This is a genomic window from Bacillus sp. BP-3 (assembly GCF_028401955.1).
In the GTDB taxonomy this organism is placed as follows: Bacteria; Bacillota; Bacilli; order Bacillales; family Bacillaceae_G; genus Bacillus_A.
Genome location: NZ_JAQOTJ010000002.1, coordinates 231,997 through 248,473, shown reverse-complemented (window position 1 = coordinate 248,473; position 16,477 = coordinate 231,997). Strand labels below are relative to the sequence as shown.

16 protein-coding genes are annotated in these 16,477 nt (G+C 38.7%); 9 read left to right on the top strand and 7 right to left on the bottom strand.

Going from position 1 to position 16,477, the window contains the following annotated elements:
* Window positions 1-29: 29 nt before the first annotated feature.
* Window positions 30-1,808, bottom strand: coding sequence for an asparagine synthase (glutamine-hydrolyzing) (asnB, locus tag PLX19_RS04160; RefSeq protein ID WP_334313757.1), 1,779 nt, complete (start codon window positions 1,806-1,808; stop codon window positions 30-32).
* Window positions 1,809-2,111: 303 nt separating this feature from the next.
* Here asnB and PLX19_RS04155 point away from each other — a divergent pair, with 303 nt between their 5' ends.
* Window positions 2,112-2,663: a DUF2777 domain-containing protein gene (locus PLX19_RS04155; protein WP_272187243.1), complete on the top strand. Its 552-nt coding sequence runs from the start codon at window positions 2,112-2,114 to the stop codon at window positions 2,661-2,663.
* 51 nt (window positions 2,664-2,714) lie between these two features.
* Here PLX19_RS04155 and PLX19_RS04150 read toward each other — a convergent pair whose 3' ends face one another.
* Window positions 2,715-3,068 carry a YisL family protein gene (locus PLX19_RS04150; RefSeq protein WP_272187242.1) on the bottom strand — a complete coding sequence of 118 codons (354 nt, stop codon included), beginning with the start codon at window positions 3,066-3,068 and terminating at the stop codon, window positions 2,715-2,717.
* 153 nt (window positions 3,069-3,221) lie between these two features.
* Between PLX19_RS04150 and PLX19_RS04145 the strand changes: the two genes are divergently transcribed.
* Entirely contained in the window at window positions 3,222-4,412 is a 1,191-nt protein-coding gene (locus tag PLX19_RS04145) for an ornithine--oxo-acid transaminase (protein WP_272187241.1), read from the top strand.
* A gap of 41 nt (window positions 4,413-4,453) precedes the next feature.
* Here the strand turns inward: PLX19_RS04145 and PLX19_RS04140 are convergent, their stop codons facing one another.
* Together PLX19_RS04140 and PLX19_RS04135 are read right to left on the bottom strand one after the other, a co-directional pair.
* Entirely contained in the window at window positions 4,454-4,948 is a 495-nt protein-coding gene (locus tag PLX19_RS04140; RefSeq protein WP_272187240.1) for an HXXEE domain-containing protein, read from the bottom strand.
* Window positions 4,935-5,849 carry a fumarylacetoacetate hydrolase family protein gene (locus tag PLX19_RS04135; RefSeq protein WP_272187466.1) on the bottom strand — a complete coding sequence of 305 codons (915 nt, stop codon included), beginning with the start codon at window positions 5,847-5,849 and terminating at the stop codon, window positions 4,935-4,937. The genes PLX19_RS04140 and PLX19_RS04135 overlap by 14 nt, the downstream gene beginning before the upstream one ends.
* A 226-nt stretch (window positions 5,850-6,075) precedes the next feature.
* Between PLX19_RS04135 and PLX19_RS04130 the strand changes: the two genes are divergently transcribed.
* The 7 genes from PLX19_RS04130 to PLX19_RS04100 all read left to right on the top strand — a co-directional run bounded on the left by PLX19_RS04130 (window position 6,076) and on the right by PLX19_RS04100 (window position 8,374).
* Window positions 6,076-6,255, top strand: a complete 180-nt coding sequence (locus PLX19_RS04130; protein WP_272187239.1) for an aspartyl-phosphate phosphatase Spo0E family protein — start codon at window positions 6,076-6,078, stop codon at window positions 6,253-6,255.
* A 137-nt stretch (window positions 6,256-6,392) separates the two neighbouring features.
* Window positions 6,393-6,614: a spore germination protein gene (locus PLX19_RS04125; RefSeq protein WP_272187238.1), complete on the top strand. Its 222-nt coding sequence runs from the start codon at window positions 6,393-6,395 to the stop codon at window positions 6,612-6,614.
* A gap of 16 nt (window positions 6,615-6,630) precedes the next feature.
* Entirely contained in the window at window positions 6,631-6,840 is a 210-nt protein-coding gene (locus PLX19_RS04120; RefSeq protein ID WP_272187237.1) for a spore germination protein GerPB, read from the top strand.
* Between the two features lie 61 nt (window positions 6,841-6,901).
* A complete protein-coding gene (gene gerPC / locus PLX19_RS04115; protein ID WP_272187236.1) occupies window positions 6,902-7,516 on the top strand; it encodes a spore germination protein GerPC in 615 nt (204 codons plus the stop codon).
* Between the two features lie 6 nt (window positions 7,517-7,522).
* Complete coding sequence (locus PLX19_RS04110; RefSeq protein WP_272187235.1) at window positions 7,523-7,717, top strand: spore gernimation protein GerPD; 195 nt, start codon at window positions 7,523-7,525, stop codon at window positions 7,715-7,717.
* A 13-nt stretch (window positions 7,718-7,730) separates the two neighbouring features.
* Complete coding sequence (locus PLX19_RS04105) at window positions 7,731-8,117, top strand: spore germination protein GerPE (RefSeq protein WP_272187233.1); 387 nt, start codon at window positions 7,731-7,733, stop codon at window positions 8,115-8,117.
* 41 nt (window positions 8,118-8,158) lie between these two features.
* Complete coding sequence (locus PLX19_RS04100) at window positions 8,159-8,374, top strand: spore germination protein (protein WP_272187232.1); 216 nt, start codon at window positions 8,159-8,161, stop codon at window positions 8,372-8,374.
* Between the two features lie 51 nt (window positions 8,375-8,425).
* On the opposite strand, the gene addA is transcribed toward PLX19_RS04100, so the two are convergent.
* The 3 genes from addA to lepB all read right to left on the bottom strand — a co-directional run bounded on the left by addA (window position 8,426) and on the right by lepB (window position 16,451).
* Window positions 8,426-12,151 (bottom strand): helicase-exonuclease AddAB subunit AddA, encoded by a 3,726-nt coding sequence (addA, locus tag PLX19_RS04095; protein ID WP_272187231.1) that lies wholly within the window; start codon window positions 12,149-12,151, stop codon window positions 8,426-8,428.
* Window positions 12,148-15,657, bottom strand: a complete 3,510-nt coding sequence (gene addB / locus PLX19_RS04090) for a helicase-exonuclease AddAB subunit AddB (RefSeq protein WP_272187230.1) — start codon at window positions 15,655-15,657, stop codon at window positions 12,148-12,150. The genes addA and addB overlap by 4 nt, the downstream gene beginning before the upstream one ends.
* Window positions 15,658-15,887: 230 nt before the next feature.
* Window positions 15,888-16,451, bottom strand: coding sequence for a signal peptidase I (gene lepB, locus PLX19_RS04085; RefSeq protein WP_272187229.1), 564 nt, complete (start codon window positions 16,449-16,451; stop codon window positions 15,888-15,890).
* Window positions 16,452-16,477 lie beyond the last annotated feature (26 nt).

The window sequence follows — 16,477 nt, the reverse complement described above, 5'->3', positions numbered from 1 at the left end:
CCTGATCTAGCTACGTTTATTTATTGTAGTTAGATTGGGTTTAAATGCCCAAACCACGGCGTTTGAAATGCACTACCGCCTGATTCAATTAATCCACGCAACTGGTCGTTATCAAATAATTCATGGAGAATCGACTGTTTATCCGTTAATAGCTCTTGCAGCCATGAAGTGACAGCCTTCGTGTAGTATGGATTATGAGTTTTCGGATATGGACTTTTCTTTCTATACAACACATCATTTGGTAAGACACCTTCTAACGCCTTGCGTAATAGACCTTTTTCGCGGTTTTTATACATTTTCATTTCCCAAGGAATATTCCACGCATATTCGACAAGTCGATGATCTGCAAACGGCACACGCACTTCTAAGCTAGCCCCCATACTCATCCGATCTTTTCGGTCAAGGAGCGTTGTCATAAACCAGACCATATTTAAATAAAATAGTTGTCTTCTTTTTGTATCCAGTATGCTTTCTCCTTCTAACAACGGGGTTTCACGCACCGATTCTTCATAGCGATACTGAACATACTCTTGTAAATTTAGTTTTTTACGCCATTCTTTTTTTAACAATTGTTCACGCGCTTCTGTAGATCGCATCCACGGAAACGCACTAGATTGTAAATCATCCTCACGGTAAAACCATGGATAACCACCAAAAATTTCATCAGCACATTCACCTGATAGGCTTACGACAAAATCTTGTTTAATTTCTCGGCAAAACCAAAGTAAAGAAGAATCGATATCCGCCATCCCTGGCAAGTCACGAACAATGACAGCTTCCGTTAAATGTTTTGCTAAACTCTCGTTAGAAATTACACAGCGATGATGAATCGTATCAAATGTATTTGTCATTAACGTAATAAACGGAGCATCTGAATTTGGCTGAAATGCATTTGATTTGAAATATTTTTCGTTATCTTCATAATCAATCGAATACGTATGAAGATTCCCTTTTCCTTCTCGCTCATATGCCATCGCCGCAAATGCGGTAATTGCGCTGGAATCGACACCACCCGATAAAAATGTACAGAGTGGAACATCCGATACTAACTGCCTTGTAATGGCATCTTGCAATAGAAAACGAACGTGTTCTACTGTTTCTTCAAAATTATGTGTGTGCTCTTCGCTCACAACATTCCAATAACGCCAAATTTTTAAGCCATCTTTCGAAAACGTAAGTGCATGACCTGGGCGCAGCTCATCAATTCCAGCAAATATACCATGCCCAGGAGTTCGAGACGGACCTAATCCAAATACTTCTGCTAATCCTTCTGTAGTAATCTCCGCCTTCACATGAGGATGAGCTAAAATCGCTTTTAATTCTGAAGCAAACAATAATCGCCCAGCATCATGTTTATAAAATAGCGGCTTGACTCCTAATCGATCACGCGCAATAAAAACTTTGTCTTCCTGTTCATCCCATACAGCAAATGCATAAATACCATTTAAATGCTCTAAGCATTGTTCTTTCCATTCCGCATAAGAAGCCAGCAATACTTCTGTATCAGAATGCCCCTTAAACGTATAACCTCTTTTCAGCAATTCTTTCCGAATATCTTCTGTATTATATAGTTCGCCGTTATAACAAATGGCGTAACGTTCTTCTTTCTTTTCCCGCACCATCGGTTGTCTACCACCTTCAGGGTCGACAACTATTAACCGTTTATGCCCAAAAGCAACATGATTCCGAAGCCAAACGTTCGTGTCATCCGGACCTCTTTTTGCGAGCGTTTCGGCCATCTTCGTTACGGCTTCTTTTTCTTGTAATAACACTTTTGTATAATCAACCCACCCTGTAATGCCACACATTGCAATCACCCTTTCTCATCTCATATCCGCAGTCTGTTTTTATTCTATGCCCAATTTTAATTCTATGTTCCTTTGTTATGAAAACTCCCTCCACTTATCTCCTCAGATCTTGGTATCATCTTTACCAGATGCTTAACACAAGTGGAGTTGACACTGCTGCCTGATGACACAACCCCTCTATCCCATCGACAAACGCCTTTGGAACTGCTTTTTTTAATTATAAATTACCGATTTTTGGATAAACAAAGACTGAACTGTCTATAACAAGAACAGAAACTTCTATTAGAAAAGGAGCGAACACGAATGAAACAACGTAAACATATTTTGTATAGTCAACCGCGTGCCCATACAATTGGAAATGTTGAATATATAAACGAAGAATGGGTATTTTTTGACGAAGAAAGTGATGAAGCTTTTTTACTAGATGATATGATTGAAGATGGATTTGAGATTTTATATAACAACAATTGGTTACCCGCTCGCTTTTATGAACATAATATTTTGAAAGTAGCAAATGAACATCATCCGCTGCAAAATGGTGAAACCATTCGCATTCGAAAAAAACTGCTGACAAGCTATCATGAGTGGATCGAAGAGCTTTCAGATTCATCCTTTTCACTTGTCACGGAAGCTTTGCAATCACTAAGCTACTCTCTATACGATTGCATCTATGCTCACAATTTTTTATCATTCCAGCCAAAAGACCATTCATGCGAAGGCGTTAATATTCTCTTATTTGATAACGAAGAAATGATTTGCGCCCTCCATCACCATTATGTCCGCTATTCTACAAACGATAAGGATCTATTTAAGATCACAAAAGCAGATGGAGATGAATTACACGTTGGAAATTAACAATAAAAGCACGTTAATCTCACTTATAGAGCGAGATAACGTGCTTCTTTTTTAAGCAAATGGTGAAAACCCTAGCGGTAATCGTAAACCAAGATATAATACAACTACAAATGCAATAACAAATTGAGTCCAGAACGCCCCTGTTGCTTTCTGCTTACTCGCTTTCACAAGAACCATTTCCATTGAAGCAATTACCCAGATGCCAACAAGCATTTTAATTCCATATAACATAGGCATCCAGTGAACATTTTTGTAAATTAATAACCCTGATGCAATAATTAAAATGTACAGCAAGCGAACTACCATGTGCATGCCTTTTGCCTGTTTTCCACTCGTATACATCGAATATGCCACAAAAAACAAAATAATCCCAAGAGCCCATGCCGTAATGTGCATATGTACCATATAAATCCCTTCCTCCTCTTTTCCCAAACTTTTTCACTATACATGATACCACGTTCATTTCTTTACAGGAAATATTTCGCTTTTTTTTCGCTTAAATGATATAATATTTAGAGTATTTACAAACTTCTTGTAAAAACAAAAGGGGGAACTAGCATGATTCAAACAAAGGACATTATCGAATTAACAGAAACTTACGGAGCAAATAACTACCATCCACTTCCAATCGTAATTGCAAAAGCTGAAGGTGTTTGGGTAGAAGATCCAGAAGGCAACCGTTATATGGACATGCTCAGTGCATATTCTGCTGTAAACCAAGGTCATCGCCATCCAAAAATTATCCAAGCGCTTATCGACCAAGCTGGGCGTGTAACATTAACATCACGTGCATTCCACAGTGATCAATTAGGCCCTTGGTATGAAAAAGTTGCGAAATTAACTAATAAAGAAATGATTTTACCAATGAATACAGGTGCGGAAGCTGTTGAAACCGCTATCAAAACAGCGAGACGCTGGGCATATGATGTGAAAAAAGTAGAAGATAATAAAGCTGAAATTATTGTCTGTGTAGATAACTTCCATGGCCGTACAATGGGTGCTGTATCCATGTCATCTAATGAGGAATATAAACGCGGATTTGGACCGATGCTTCCAGGTATTGTTGTTATTCCTTACGGCGACATCGATGCATTAAAAGGAGCAATTACACCAAATACAGCTGCATTTATTTTAGAGCCAATCCAAGGTGAAGCAGGTATTAACATTCCACCAGCAGGTTTCTTACAAGAAGCATACAATGTATGTAAAGAAGAAAATGTATTATTTATTGCAGATGAAATCCAAACAGGCTTAGGCCGTACTGGAAAATTATTTGCATGTGATTGGGACAATGTTATTCCTGACATGTACATCCTTGGAAAAGCGCTAGGCGGCGGTGTATTCCCAATTTCTTGCGTTGCTGCAAATCGTGACATTTTAGAAGTATTTGAGCCAGGCTCTCACGGTTCTACATTCGGTGGTAATCCACTAGCTTGTGCAGTTTCTCTTGCTTCTTTAGATGTATTATTAGAAGAAAAATTAACAGAACGCTCTTTACAATTAGGAGAAAAATTAGTAAATCAATTACGTGAAATTGACAATCCAATGATTACAGACGTGCGCGGAAGAGGATTATTTATCGGTATCGAATTAAATGAATCTGCACGCCCTTACTGTGAACAATTAAAAGCAGTTGGTTTACTATGTAAAGAAACACATGACAATGTAATCCGCATTGCTCCGCCTCTTGTTATTTCTGAAGAAGATTTACAATGGGCATTCGAAAAAATTAAAGAAGTATTATCTTAATACTAAAGAAGGTTGCCCGTTAAACGGCAACCTTCTTTTTGCTATGCAATGCTCCTAACTATATACAATAGACCAGCCAGAATAGGAAATATGAGTAAAATACCGATAATACACGATATCCACACGTGCTTCCATTTCCACCAACCAACTACATTTCCCTTCCAAAACAAAAACAATGAAAATGGAATGATTAAAAAGAAAGCTGTACCAAGTCCAGGCACATACCCTCTCTTCAAGATTGCCCCGACAAGATGAACAATCCCATTCGTAAAAATCATAGTTTGTGTAAACAACACCATGTATAATGTAAGCTTCTTCAAAAACAAATCGTGTATCATCACTACCCCGCACACAAAAACAGTTAATAGAAGTATTGCTATGAAAAAATGCTTGGATTGCAACATATTCTCTTCCATTTGAACCGGGCGGAAATACTTCATTTCCGGAAAAAAATAATACTCCTCTGCATTGTGCAAAGCAAAAATAATGGGGATAATCCAGAAATAAGGAGAACGCGCCTTTTTATTTGACAGCATTACGAAGCGTTCCAACATCTTCTACAGTGACAATAACCTCATCACCAGCATGTAAAAATCGAGGTGGGTGAAATCCCTTTCCAACTCCGGCCGGTGTCCCAGTTGCAATAATATCTCCTGGTTCTAACGTCATCCCTTTACTTATAATTGAGATAATTTCTTCAATAGAAAATATCATGTTTGCCGTTGAAGAAGATTGACGTACTTCCCCGTTCACTTTCGTTTCAATATGAAGTGCGTTTGGATTTTCAATCATTGATCGATGTACGATTGATGGCCCCATTGGACAAAATGTATCGAAACTTTTTCCAAGGAAAAATTGCTTATGCTTCTTTTGAATATCCCTGGCTGTCACATCATTTATAATCGTATAACCAAACACATACTGAAGGGCTTCTTCTTTTTGAATTTCCTTTCCACGTTTACCGATTACAATTGCAAGCTCTCCTTCATAATCAAGCTCACTTGTCGCATGCGGGTGACTATAAATTTGATCCCCATCGCCAATTACAGTTGTTGGAGCCTTTGTAAAAATAATAATATTTTCTGGAATGGTTCCCTCTTTGTCCATTTCGATTACATGCTCACGATAGTTTTTTCCAACACAAAGAATATTTTTTCTCGGTCTTGGAATAGGAGCCAATAACTTAATTTCCGATAATGAATAGTAAGCATCCTTACCATATTCTTTCGCCCATTCGACAATCTCATTTACTTTTGTAATAAAAGATTCTCCTTGTTCAATACACTCTAACATCGTAATAGGAATCGTCACTTTTTCTCCTTTTTTCCTCTGCGCTTCTCTTACATGCAACACCGTTTGTGATGTTTCTTCTACAACACCAACAAACACTTTTTCATCTGTTTTTGCTGTCACAAACCGCACATTTCCACATCCCATCTTCAAATTCATACTGTAATTGTATTCGTACCTATTAACAAAAATCCTCCTAAAAATATTTTTCATTTACAATATTCTATCTATTACTTGTGCAATCGAAATTTTTTTTTGCCAAAATATGTAGAATTCTTTCTTCTTTTAGCGAATGCGTTTCTTTTTTATGGAAAGTTTGTATAATATGTACTACAGACACATCTAAAATCTATAAGGAGACGGAGCCGATTCTATGTTTGAGCAAGCAATTGAAAAAAAACGCGAAAAAATGAAATACTTGGCCAAACGATACGGAATGACATCTCAAAAAACGGTTAGTTGTAGTCAAGAGCTGGACAGGCTCTTAAATGTTATATTACTCATACAAATAGATGATACGCCAACTCACCATATAGACGTGCACTCTCGCTAAGTGCGCGTCTTTTATTGTAAAAATAATAGACACATATTCGCACAAACGCCCATACAATAATAAAGAAAAACTCTCATCACAGACATTCGAATTAAAAAGGACAAATACAAAAAATTTTCATATAAAGGGTGTTTTCTATGCCTGCAATGGTTGGACACGTTAATATTGTCAACGTTGGATCAAGCGGTGTATTTCACATTGGAGATGTATTTGCCATTCGCCCCATTAGTTATTCCCGTGCATTTGCAGGAGCGGGTTCTTTTAATGTAGGAGAACAGATATCCATATACAATTACGAAAACATAACAAATGTAAATGATAATGATGTAATCGATCAGCCAATCACTGCTACTTATTAAAGGAGGGACATAAAAATTGAAACTATTTGTTCAACAAAGTATTATCATTAACAAAATAAGAATAGAGAATCTTACAACTTCAGCTGTCTTTCAAATTGGAAGTGCAGGAAGTATTAAAACATTGTCAAAGTTCTCTAATACCGGTGGATTTACACAACCAGCCCCGCCGTTAACAGATCCAGGACAAATTATTTCTATTTCCCCTTCTCCTCCTAGTTCTTCTTAATGGATTACTATCATAGACTTATACCAATCTACCCTCCAGATTGAAAAGGAGGCTTCTAGCAGTGAGTCAAGATTTATATACTTATTTACAACAATTACAACAAGTAATTCAACAACAACAAGAAAGAATAAATCTTTTAGAAACAAAACTAACGCAGCTAACAGAGGAAATAGCAGAACTAAAACAGCGCCCATCCTCTTCAATTGGAAAAGTCGAATATAAATTTGATCAACTAAAAGTCGAAAATTTAAGTGGTACATTAAATATTGGTTTAAATCCCTTTACGGGCAAAGGCGAAATGATTGAGGACTTTAATGTGGATACTGAAACATTAAAAGTAAACCCTGAAACCCAAGTAAATCCCGATTTTTATCAAGACATCATTCAAGAAATGCACCGCTATCTAGACGAAGAAGCATATAGCAGGATTCTTCATTTTGAGCAAGAAGAACGAACACCACTTGACGATATGTACCGTCAAATGATGATTGATGATATTAAGCAACAAATGGAACATCGTCTCCCTTACTATTTATCTCAGGTACAGCCACATCCCGAAATTACATCTAATCCGCAGTATATGAAAGATGTCATTATTCAAGCAATGAAACAAGATATCGATAAAGCATTTCGTTCCTTTATTCAGCATATACCACGCAACTTCCGAAAGGAGTAACTGCATATGAATTTCACTGTGATTAATCATGAGATCAAAGTCGGAAACATTAGATCCCTTGGGGTATCTTCGTCTGCTTTATTCTTGATTGGCGATGCAAACCTTATTATTTCATCTTCTATTTTAGATACACCGTTTGAATCGGTTACAGGCGGACCATTTGTACCACTCGTAACTGGTGTACCTTCCACTCCTAGATAAAGGAGGGCTCGTTTTGTTTCGACATATTTCCGTTGTTCACCAGCCTACTGTCATCACGCTAGGACTCAGTTCCGTTGTTCAAGTTGGTGATACAAATCATGTAGAATTAAAAAGCAGGGTGCTTGTCGTTCAGCGCGAAATTCCTACCTTTCTTTCTCAAGAAGGAAACTTTGAAGCATACAACATATTTGTCGACAACGAAATCACAATCCCAACTCGCATAAACGAAGTAAACATGACTGTCGTGAATAAAAATCCTTTTATCGAAGTAGACTGCATTACGATTCAAAGTATGCTTAACTCTGCTTGTCTTCACATCGGATCTATTGATTATGTATTTGCAAACTCACGCATTTTACAAATTCGCCAGTTTGTGACAAAAGAACCTTTTCGCAAATAAATCATATAGTACCATAAAAGGAAATTGAAGTAGGTGAAAATATGCCGTCTCTTGTGGGAAACTTAGTCGTTCAAAATAGTAACGGTTCTTTTAATTTAGGGGACTTCTATAATGTATCTCCGAAAGAAAATACGAAAGCTTATAACGGATCTGGTTCATCAAATGTTGCATTTGTTCTGAATACATTTAACGGTGTAAGTGGTACAAATACATTTGATTCTGATGTAGCTGATCAAGATCAAATCGGAACAGTATAGCGCGGAGGGAATAAAAAAACGGAGGGAATCCCTCCGTTTTCTCATTTTTCATCAATCTACTTGTAATACGTGATTGCCATCAAAGAAATATAAATATGTTCCTTTTACGGATTGATGTAAACTTTTTTCTAGCGCTTTCCGATAAAGGGCTAGCTGTATTTTGTACCGTTCTTCTAATATCGGTCTCGCTTGTTCAAACCCGCCTGGGAATCGTCCTTCAATTGTATCTGTTTTAAAATCAATTAAAACGATGCCATCCTCTTCTTCAATCATACAATCAATAACCCCTTGAACAAGAATAGATTCGTCTTGTTCAGCTGTCCAATCTTGATATGCTTCTTCTGCTGATAACATCATCGTAAACGGTACTTCGCGCTCTACATGTTTGGCAGCTAACAGTCGTTTTCCGATTGCTGTTTCAAAAAATGCAACGATTTTTTCTGGCGCTATTTCTTCTGCTTGTTCAAATGTTAACAGCTCTTTATTTACCATTTCCGCAATTTGTTCTTGAATTACTTCAATTGTTATTGCTTTCGCTAAGTTTACATGCTGCATAACTGTATGAACAGCCGTCCCGCGTTCTGCATACGTAAGTCCTTTTTTCTCCATAAATCGCGGACGTGTTTCAATTGGTGCACGAACTCGTTTGATAAACGCTGTATCACTACCTTCTTGCGCTTGGTAGTTTCGTTTAATTTCCGTAACAGATTGTTTGGCGCGGTGCGTTGCCGCATCTTCAAATCCGTACTGCCATGTTAACCTTTTATACACTTCATCTTTTTGTTCACTACAGAGAGAAACTGACTTTTGCTCCCTGAGCGCTTCTAATAACTCTTGCTTTTCTTCTTTCATTGGCTCTGGTGCCTGCAACTCTGCCACGTCAACCGCTTCTACTTTCCAGTTTGCATCATAGTCATATATGTCAGCCGGAATATTTCCTTGTCCCATCTCAAAAAGCATGTCACTATCTTTATGTCTGCATAATGATGGCACAATCCAATCTAAATAACAAATTGCCCCGGCACGTACATAATCTGGCAATAACCATGAGGTATGCTCGCGGGCATCTAGCCATTTCTGGATTTCTTTTTCTTTATCTTTTACAGTTCCAATTAAAATGAGCTTTTCTTTCGCACGTGTTAAAGCAACATATAAGACGCGCATTTCTTCCGCAATTAGCTCCATTTTCATTTTACGCTTAATTGCAAGCTGTGATAATGTCGTATATTTAATGCGCTTTTTCGGATCAATAAACTGCGAACCAAACCCAAAATCTTTATGCAATAAGAAACGTTTCATTAGATCTTGTGTGTTAAAACGTCTGCCAAGCCCTGCGACAAACACAACCGGAAACTCTAGTCCCTTACTTTTATGAATGGTCATAATACGTACAACATCTTCTTGTTCGCCAAGCGCACGAGCTGTTCCCATATCATCACCGCGTTCTAATATCCGCTCAATAAAACGCAAGAAGCGGAATAAACCACGAAATGAAGTCGCTTCATATTGACGGGCGCGATCATATAAGACGCGAAGGTTTGCCTGGCGCTGCTTACCAGCAGGAAGACCACCCACAAAGTCATAATAACCCGTTTCACGATACACTTTCCAAATTAAATCAGATAGCGACTGCTGACGCGCAAATTCACGCCACTCTTGTAAATGCTCGAAAAACCATGATAGTTTCTCATGCAATTCTTTCTCTTCCTGAAGCGGTGCACCTTGCAAGAAAGAGCGCAGCACTTCATAAAAGGAGCCCTTTTTTCCGTGAGCACGCAGCATCGCAAGCTCTTCGTCTGTTAATCCAACAATTGGTGAACGAAGCACAGCTGCTAACGGAATATCTTGTGCTGGATTATCAATAACGCGAAATAGGTTCATCATTACATTCACTTCTGTCGCTTCAAAATAACCAGTCGCAAGCTCTGCATAAACAGGAATACCTTGTTGCTTTAACTCCTCCATAATTTGCGGCGCCCATGGCATAGAGCGCAATAAAATAACAAAATCACGATACGTAACGGGACGCATACCGTTTGTTTTTCGGTCATATACTTCATAACCAGAATCGACCATTGCTTTTATTCTTTGCGCGATGAGGCGTGCTTCTAATTGCGCCTTTTCTAATTCCACGCCTTCCTCCTCATCTACTGTCGCGTCATCAGATTGATGGATAAATAACAATTCTGCTGATGAATCTGTCCCTTCTGGATAACTCGCTCCAAGCTTCAACTCAGCGTCTTCATCATAATCAATTTCTCCGACAGCTTCGCCCATAATTTGTTTAAAAATAAAGTTTGTCCCTGCTAGTACTTCATGACGGCTACGGAAGTTTTTCGCCAAATCAATTTTCATGCCGCCATCGATACCTTCAGATGTAAAACGTTTATATTTTCCTAAAAATAGTCCTGGCTCTGCTAACCGGAAGCGATATATGCTTTGTTTCACATCACCGACCATAAATAAATTGCCGTTTTGCTCCGAATCTTTTGTGACAAGCTTAATAATCGATTCTTGTACAAAGTTCGTGTCTTGATATTCATCAACAAGCACTTCTGTAAACTTTTGACGGTATTGCCACGCAACAGGTGACGGACGCAGTTCTCCCTCATCCGCATGCTCGCTTAAAATTTGTAAGCAAAAATGCTCTAAATCTGTAAAATCAACCATTCCTTTATCACGCTTAATCGCTTGGAACTGTTCTGTAAATACTTTTACAAGATCAACAAGCTTTTGCAATACTGGGTGCATATCTTGAAAATCGCGTAAAAAACTTTCTGGGCTGCGGCTAAATAATTCTTCATGCAATTTCTTTATTTCATCTTTCGCTTTATTCCGCAGACCATCAACTTGCTTCACAATCTCTTCATTATAATCACTCTTTTTAATACGCTTTAACGTTTGCCAAGAAGCAGTTTGCATTACTTCATATGTGCTTGTCCAAGATTGACCGGCTGCTTCGGACAAGTTTTGTATCAACAAAAGATCCGCCTGCAGCGTTTCAACACGCGGTGCTGGTCCATCTGGTAACATCGCAAGTTCGATTGCTTTTTCGACATATTGTTTTGCCGTTTGCAATTGCACCTTTACATCCTCTAATAAATACGAAGCATACAGTAAACCTTCAATTGTTTTTCCTTCTACGTCATATTCTTCAACTAATTTATCAAGCCAACCGTTTGGATCTGGATGAGCTCTTGATTCAGTATGGAGCGCCAAAATCATCCGCTGCAGATCATCATCAGTGCGGTCGCTCGTATAACGATCGACAAGTTCAAAAAACAATTCATTATTTTCCATGCCATACTCTGCTTCTAATATGTCATCCAGCACTTCTTCTTTTAACAATTCATTCTCCGTCTCATTCGCAATGCGAAAACGCGGATCCACATCGAGCATATAATAATACGTTCGAATCACTTGTAAACAGAAAGAATGGATTGTCGAAATCGATGCTCGGTTCAGAAGACTAAGTTGCTTTCGAATGTGCGGCGAAGCTGGATCATCGATTAATACTTTTTCTAACGCGGACCCAATTCGATTTTTCATCTCTTGCGCCGCTGCATTTGTAAATGTTACAACAAGCAAGCGATCGACATCAACTGGATTGTCCTCTCGAATCATTTTGCGAATAATACGTTCAACAAGTACCGCTGTTTTCCCCGACCCAGCCGCAGCTGCAACTAAAATATCACGGCTATCGGTGGCGATTGCTTTCCACTGATCATCGGTCCACTGACTTCCTTCTGGTTTCGCTGGCCAAGTTTGTATCGTCATGACTGGGTTCCCTCTCTCATTTTCTCTAACGCTTCACTATCTTTCATATCTTGCAGTGCCCTGTATTTGTTATCTTCTAACGACTCATCAAATTGACAAACAGAGCGGAAATTACAAAACGTACATGCTGTTTTGTTGCCCATTTTATACGGGGCAATATCGATGACACCTTCTGTTATATCTGTGCCAATGTTTTCAAATGTACGATGTACGTATTCCCGCAATACATGAAACTCTTGCTCACTCGCAATATCAGAACGTGCACTAAAGCTGCCATCTTTTTTTAGGCCCGCTGAAATAATATTCGAGCTTCCTGTCGTTAACGTGTTATCCATTAAGCGAACGACATCAGCATCTCCAAGAACAAGTCCTTTCATTTTAAATTTCTTTAAAATTTCTTGTTCAATTTCTGCCTCTGATACGTCACCTTTCATTTCAACAATTGGATTATGAATATGGAAGTAAAGTACTCCAGCGGGACTTATATTTCCGCCGCGCTCCATCCATTTGCTTGCGTTTGTTGTGACGACATCTAAATACGTCAACATCTGCAGTGCTAAACCGTAATATACTTCCGTTAAATCTAATTTTTTCGCGCTCGATTTATAATCGATAATACGTAAAAACGTGCCCGTTTCATCTTCCGCTTTATCAACGCGGTCAATTCGTCCAACCACTTCCATTTCCACACCATTTGGTAATTCAAATTTCATAGCTGGCAATGAGTTTGTTCCGCCCATACCAAATCCGACTTCTAAATCAACAGGCACAAATCCGCTCGACTTTGCATGCTCTCTTAACACAAGGGAAGTACGGAAAATGATTTGCTGCAATTTATGTTTTAAATAATGATGCCTGTTGGAACTTAATAAAATTTGGCGCTGCAAAAGCGGTGCTAACTCTTCAATCACAGTAACTGAAAGATATTCACACTCTTTTATTGTTAAATCTGCCCAAGTACGCTTTTCTTTCAATAATTTATCAGCAATTTTTTTCAAAGCGGCATGGAACAGTTCCCCAATATCTGGTGCATCTAATTTAAAAACATCACGTTCTTTTAAAGATAAGCCATGCTGCGCAAAATGAGCATACGCACAGCGATTAAAGAGTTCCATACGCGATACGCTACCTTTAATTTTGTCACCGTATAACTCCTCGCTTACAGCAGGGCTTAACTTCTGCGCCCGGTTTCGGTAAAACAAACTGGATAACACACGAATGCTCTTCTGCTTCCACTCCGGCGTTGTAACATAAAAATTGTATACATCCCACCAAAAAGAAAGATTCCCCTCAAAACCGTATCGTTTCCAGTTTTGTAGTTGCTGCGTTAAATACGAAAGTGTCACTTCTGGCGTTGCCACATATGAAATTTGCTCACTATGAGACAAATCATTTACATCATTCGTTAAAAAGATTTCGGCAGCAGACGGAAAGATTCTTTTCACTTTCTTTATAAAGCTAGATGCTAATAGCGTCTTTCCTTCCTCATCTGCAAGTGGACAAGAAATATATAATTTCTCCGCTGCCCTCGTCACCGCTTGATAAATGACAAATTGTTCATCGAGTAATTTTTGCCGCGCTGTTGGTGCCAGTTCGATTCCTGCTGAAACAAGCACTTCTCGTTCTTCGTCAGATAATACACCATCATCTGATGGTGCCGCTGGAATAATCCCTTCATTTGCTCCAATTACAAATGCCGCTCGAATATCCGAAAGACGCGAACGGTCAATATTTGCAATTAACACTTGATCTAAAGACGGCGGAATATTCGCGAACTGGAGTGACTCGAGTCCCGTCGTCATCACATTTACAAACATAGATAGAGACATTTTCTCTTCTCCAAGCATTTCAACGCACGTATCTAGTAGCGTGATGACTTGTTCCCATACTTGATCATGATCATTTGCGAATAAGAAATTCCCTTCTTCTTCCGCTTGCAGGCGTAAGTCTTCTAATTTTTTCGGAACGTCTAGCTCTTCTAAAAATAAGTAAACTGCTTCACACATACTCATTGTCGTTCCTGTTCGTTTTAATCGCTTTTGCAAACGAATAATCGGTGTGCGAACAATCTCACGAAGACGATTAATCTTTTCTTCCATTTCTCGTTCGCTATCTGTTTGACCGCCATGTACACCATCTAATGAACGATAGCGACGATATGTCCACGGCTCTTCCGAAGTCCATCGTTTCCCTTGCACGCCATACGCTAAACAATAATTTTCAAATTCGTCCATTTCATCACGTATTCTCGCTTTATTTCCATCTAATGGGTACAACAGTTCGGTTTTTATGCAACGAAATACCGCGTCATAACGCCAATTTCCACTAATGACTTCCAACGCAGAGCGAATAAACTCAATTAATGGATGATGAAGCATAGGGCGTTTTTCATCAATAAAGAACGGGATATTATAATCAACAAATAATGTCTTCATCATATCGTAATAGCTTCCACCATTACGAAGAAGCACCGCGATATCACGGTAACGATACCCTTCTTCCGCTACTAATCTGCGAATTTCGCGCGCAACGCCTTCCACTTCTGCCCGTAAATTAGCCGCTGCATATAGTGTAATGTGTGATTCACCTTGAAACTCTGCATATGGAAGAGAATCATAATGCGCCTCTAAATGCGCAAGTGCCGGTGACATAAAACGAGGTTGCTCTCGCATGACAATCGTATTTTCAATAACAATTCTCTCTTCACTTGCTACCTGTTTGACTTTTTCATACGTGATCAGCGTTTGATAAAATAAATCCAGTTCGCTCACCGGCTGTGATAACGTCTGTTCATCAATCGTGAGTGTAATAGTCATTTTTGCTCCGCATCGTAATAGTTGCCTTACAATCTCTAACTCTTGCGGTGAAAATGTATGAAATCCATCAATATAAATCATGCTACCCTTCACATACTCTGAATAGGGAAGCTTTTCAAATAAAAGCTTCATATAATCTTCAGAATCCAAGTATTTTCCAATTAACGCTCGTTCAAAATCATCATATAGAAGCTGCAAATCATACATTTTGTTTGCTAACAGTTTCTGTTCATTTCCATTGCTATGAGCCTCTAATTCCTGCCACATCGCATACACATTTGACGGCGTTAAATTGTGTCGTTTAAATTCCGTAATCATACTGCCTAGTTGTTCAAAAAATCCATTTTGCTCTGCTGCTTTCTGAAAAACATATAATTCTTCTTTACGCGCCTCGACAATTTTACGAAGCAACATATGCACACCAGATTCATCAATATGAAGGCGGCTTGCTCCGCCTACTTCTTGAAGCACCTTCCACGCTAACCGCGAAAAACTAAACACTTGTGCACGAATAGAGCCGCTTACATCTCCATTAATTAATGCTTGCTGCGTTTGGAATGTCATTTGCTCTGGCACAAGATATAAAATCGTTTCACCTTTTGGACGATACTGCAGCTCTTGCTGTACTTCTCGCAAACACATCGTACTTTTTCCACTTCCAGCTCGTCCTATTATAAATCGAAGTGACATGTAAACCCGCCTTTCTATAAGTGAATTTCGATCAATCAAGATCTATCCCGCTATTTGCGGGCAGTAAGACCCCCACCTCAAGATTGAGAAAGAATCGAAGAAGATAGGTGGGGGATAACTGCCCGTAAAAGCCCGATTGGTGAGGTCTGATAATCAGAGGGGGATGAAGAAAATCCCCTCTGATTAAAGTTTCACTTTATCCGAAAAAGAAGGTAATTCGAAATTTCGAATTACCCTTTAGAGAAATTTGTTTGTACTTCATTGATTGGCCAATAGCGTAAATCAACTTTTCCAACAACTTGTTCTATTTTTACAAATCCAAAGTGCCGACTATCCCAACTGCCTAAACGATTATCTCCAATTACAAAGATAAATCCTTGCGGAACAACCTTTTCGTCTGTTAACTCTTGTAGGGTAAAGTCTCCTGTTAACTGTCTACCATGAACTTGCTTTTTGTATGCATCTAAATACGGCTCTTCAATAAATTGTCCGTTAATATATAGTTTATCATGTTTGTATACAATTTTGTCGCCCGGAAGTCCGATAATTCGTTTCACATAATCTTCTTGTTTATTTGCATGAAAAACAACAACATCAAAGCGGCTCAATTCACCAAACTGATAACCTACTTTATTCACGATCAACATGTTACCATCTTGGAGCGTAGGCATCATCGATTTCCCTTCGACAACATACGTTGCAAAGAAAAAAGTGCGGAAAAATACAGCTAATAAAACACCAATTAAAATGACTCTTATCCACTCTATGCTTTCCTTTTTCCACTTTCGCTTCATCATGCCACATCCCTTTCTCTTTTCTA